The organism is Bradyrhizobium manausense, from assembly GCF_001440035.1.
Taxonomy (GTDB): Bacteria; Pseudomonadota; Alphaproteobacteria; order Rhizobiales; family Xanthobacteraceae; genus Bradyrhizobium; species Bradyrhizobium manausense.
Genome location: NZ_LJYG01000005.1, coordinates 1 through 3,697 on the forward strand (window position 1 = coordinate 1; position 3,697 = coordinate 3,697).

Here is a 3,697-nt window from a genome sequence, read left to right on the forward strand (position 1 = left end):
TGCGGGCCAGCCGAGAGGCCTCAATCGAGACCACAGCGCCAACTCGCCCTTCGCAAATGGCGGCGAGCAGCTTCTCGAACCCGGGACGCGCAGTGCCGCCACCAGAGCGACCGAGATCGTCGTCGATTACGACCACCTCGCTCCAGCCCAACTGCCGCGCACGATCGGCCAAGCCGTACTGGCGGCGCTGGCTCTCGCGGTTGTTGATAACCTGGTCGGCCGTCGACTGACGAATGTAGACGACGGCCTGGCGAGCAAGGTGCTCAGGCGTGATCTTGCTCACCGCTGTCCTCCCGGTTCACGTCGTGTGCCTCGACTGCGCTGTCGGTGAGCGCTTCGGTCAGAAGCTCCTTTAAGAGCTCCAGCATTTGCTGATGGGCTTCGATTGGAATGCTGCTGTATGTCGGAGGGCTCTCGAACAGATCCCCCTGACGACGTGATGCGTCCGCCATGACCGCCTCCTCGCGAATGGGACGATTCCCTGGAAGAGGAGGCTAAGACCGCGTCGACAAGAAGACGCGCCTCCAGTAGACGATCCACCGGAAGCCGCGGATCAGCTTTGAGATGGAAGGAAGCGGCGGCGGGAGCCGCCATCCATGCCGGCAGCAGCGTTAACGTGGCGTCAGGTTGTCTGATAACAAAATGCGTCTCACCCCCAAGCCGCTTGCAGGCGACAACGACGACTGATGCTCCGCATCGCGGATGGAACGGGTAAAGGATCTCCACCTCAGATCCCAGACACCCGGCATTATGACGCTGGTCCGCCCGGCGGCGGTAAGAGCCATCTCGGCGCAGCGATCGGCCTGGCTCTCGTCGAGGACGGTTGGCGCGTTCTCTTTGCACGCACCACCGATCTGGTGCAGCGGCTGCAGATGGCGCGGCGCGAGCTGGCGCTGGAGTCCGCGATCGCCAAGCTTGACCGCTACGACCTCCTGATCCTCGACGACATCACATATGTGAGCAAAGATCAGGCGGAAACCAGCGTGCTGTTCGAGCTGATCGCCTCCCGCTCGAGCGACGCTCGCTGCTGATCACGGCCAATCAGCCATTCGGCGAATCGGGGCGTATCTTCCCAGATCAAGCAATGACGCTGGCAGCGATCGATCGCTTGGTCCACCACGCCACGATCCTCGAGATGAACGTCGAGAGCTACCGTCGAAAAGCGCGGTCCAGGCCGGCCGCCGCTCACGCCACTCCAAACGAACGCGACAAAGCGACGATTGACGCTGGCAATCGCATTGCCTCGCCTTAATTGTTACCGGATGCTGAGCCGTTGCCTCACGTAAATTGCTCCCCTGAATCGGGGACGAGCGGGAGCGCAGATGGGGCGGCTGAGCATGGCAACGCGGAAGGAACTGACGGCGGCGGCGGGCGTGCGTTATCGGCATTCGGATCGCGCGAAGAAGGCACGAATATTAGACGAGTTCGTCGACATCACTGGGTTTGATCGCAAGCATGCGATGCGACTACTTCGAGGCCAGGAAGACGCACGCCCAGGCCGACGGCCGCGACGTCGGATCTATAATGAGGCAAAACACAACGCGCTCGTGCTCCTTTGGGAAGCGTCAGACCGGATCTGCGGGAAGCGGCTCAAGGCGTTAATGCCTGCGCTGATAGAGGCGATGGAATGGCATGGCCACCTCGACCTTGCCCCCGAGATCCGCGCCAAGCTTTTGGCGATGAGCGCCATTCAAGCTGATAGCCAAGCAGCGCGACGGTGCTCGTGTGCGCAAGACATACAGCGCGCCGGCAACACTCCCACCAGCGCCTGGCCGCCGACGCCCGCACGCCTGACGCAGTTCGCCACCATCTCCAAGAAATCTATGCCGCTCTCGATCCGGTCGCGTTGTTGCGCGACATCCGCGACGCGCAGGAGCGCCTCGCGGCCCTCGCGGATACCCAACCAATCGTCCATCCTGCTGCGGCATCGCAATCGACCGATCGCTTCCTGGCAAGCCTGCGAACGGCCTGGAAGGACGGAGCTATGCGACCGACGGATCGGCCAATCGTGAAGGCGAAAAGAGGCCGGCGTCGTCCCGACCCGCTCATTCGCGCAACGCCAGATTTGCGAATATGGTTTGAAGCCGAGCCCAGGCGGACTGGCAGCGAACTGCTCTCCCGCCTGCAGGTGGAATATCCTGGAGCCTACCCGAACAAGCTTCTTCGAACGCTTCAACGGCGGCTTAAATCCTGGCGCAGCGAGCAAGCGAATGCGCTGCTGTTCGCTCCTACGGCGAAAATGCCACCAAGGTCAGAGGTCACGACAACGCAATGATGTAGCGGCTGCCAGCGGAGGAGGCCGGGCGCTCCGAAACCCCGGCCATCTCCGCACCCGGCCTCCTCCTCAACCCAAGCCAGGAGCAAAATAAATGAGGCAACCGATCGCGCCCGGGAGCATCGATACGTGAGGCAATACGCGCTCTCATCCTGTTTGGGTTCTTCCGCATATTTGGTGCAGCTTGAGCGACTGGGGTTGGATAGGGTGTGGGTTGTTCTCAGGCAGCCAGAAGGACGCGTCGACGTAATAGCGGGTAGCTTGCCCGGCCATACATTTGTCGTTTGATGGCTTTGATCCTGCTGATCTGGCCTTCGACCGGACTGGTTGTCCAGGAGGTAGTTATTGCCGCTCGGACCGCATCGATGTCGCGCGCGATGCCGTTGGCGAAGCTCTTGAGCTCGCTGTTGGCTGCTTGCGTGATCCATTCATCGAGCTCGGCGATGTCGCTACCACTGAGAAGGGACACAAACCGCTTCGCTAGATCGGCCGCCGTGGCGAGTTCCGGAGCTTGCGCAAACAGATGGCCGAGGAACAGCCTGGCTTCAGCATCGATCTGATCCGGATCCTGGCTCAAGTACCAAGCACAGCGACGACGCGTGGGAGCTTTCCAGGTCAGGTGTGGTTGTACTGTTCCTCCCGCGTCCGCACGTGCACGCCTGTCCGCGGCCCATCGCGCGACGGTCACCCGACTTCCAGTATACCCCTGTTGCTGAAGCTCTCGCCAAAGCTGCTGGCCCACCTGGCAGCCGGAGGCCCACCGCGCTTCGAGCCACGCCTCGAAGGGACCGATAAGATGTGAAGGTCTGTAAGGACGCGAATGCTCCGGTTCGCCGCCAGCGGCTAGCCAGCGCTGTACAGTGCGTCTGTCGACACCGAGCAGGTGGGCGATCCTGGATGTCGGGCAACCTTGCTCGCGTAGGCGACAGATTTCATCCCAGCGTTCGCGTCGCGCAGCCTTTCGATCCGCCCGCAACTGTGCAAGGCCGGGCGGCGCCGTGGAACTGCCGGTCTTCGGTCTTTGCGCGGACGCCATGATTTGTACGGCGGCGGCTACGTTGTGACGATGGCGGCCGACCGCGTGGCGCAGGGCGTCCCCCAAACTGTTGAGCAGGTGCCAGCGGTCCGCCACCTGCACCGCGTCGGGCGCGCCGCAGCGTGTGCCATCAGCATAAAGTCCCGCACGATCGCGGGCGACGACCTTGATTCCGGGCCAGCGCTTCAGCCAGCGCGCAACACTGTCGGCGTTACGATCGGGAAGTAGGTCAAGCACGCAATTGCGCTCCAGATCGCAGATGATCGTTCCATATCGCTGGCCACGACGCCAAGCCCAATCGTCGATGCCGACAACGGTCGGGGCAACGAAATCCGGCAAGGGAGCCGAGTGAATCATTCGGAGCAAGGTATCGCCACTGACCGGCA

3 protein-coding genes and 3 pseudogenes are annotated in these 3,697 nt (G+C 62.3%); 2 read left to right on the plus strand and 4 right to left on the minus strand.

Features of this window, described 5'->3' with window-relative positions:
- From AOQ71_RS01440 to AOQ71_RS50530, 3 genes and pseudogenes are all read right to left on the minus strand, one after another.
- On the minus strand, window positions 1-283 hold a 283-nt coding region (locus AOQ71_RS01440), incomplete at its 3' end, for a recombinase family protein (protein ID WP_057740871.1).
- Window positions 264-452, minus strand: coding sequence for a hypothetical protein (locus AOQ71_RS01445; RefSeq protein ID WP_057740873.1), 189 nt, complete (start codon window positions 450-452; stop codon window positions 264-266). The genes AOQ71_RS01445 and AOQ71_RS01440, both read right to left, overlap by 20 nt.
- Before the next feature lie 109 nt (window positions 453-561).
- Window positions 562-843: pseudogene (locus AOQ71_RS50530) on the minus strand (DUF5372 family protein); the annotation flags it as partial.
- On the opposite strand from AOQ71_RS50530, the pseudogene AOQ71_RS01450 reads away from it, so the two are divergent.
- Both AOQ71_RS01450 and AOQ71_RS42225 read left to right on the plus strand, forming a co-directional pair.
- Window positions 759-1,252 (plus strand): annotated as a pseudogene (locus AOQ71_RS01450) (ATP-binding protein); the annotation flags it as partial. The pseudogenes AOQ71_RS50530 and AOQ71_RS01450 sit on opposite strands and share 85 nt — an antisense overlap.
- A 70-nt stretch (window positions 1,253-1,322) precedes the next feature.
- Window positions 1,323-2,275 (plus strand): annotated as a pseudogene (locus AOQ71_RS42225) (hypothetical protein).
- Window positions 2,276-2,495: 220 nt separating this feature from the next.
- Here the strand turns inward: AOQ71_RS42225 and AOQ71_RS42230 are convergent.
- Window positions 2,496-3,697: ISL3 family transposase (locus AOQ71_RS42230; protein WP_057740878.1), on the minus strand; the 1,202-nt coding region annotated here is incomplete at its 5' end.

Coding starts and splice junctions, on each gene's coding strand:
- AOQ71_RS01445 (WP_057740873.1), bottom strand. CDS start 452: ATGGCGGACGCATCACGTCGTCAGGGGGATCTGTTCGAGAGCCCTCCG.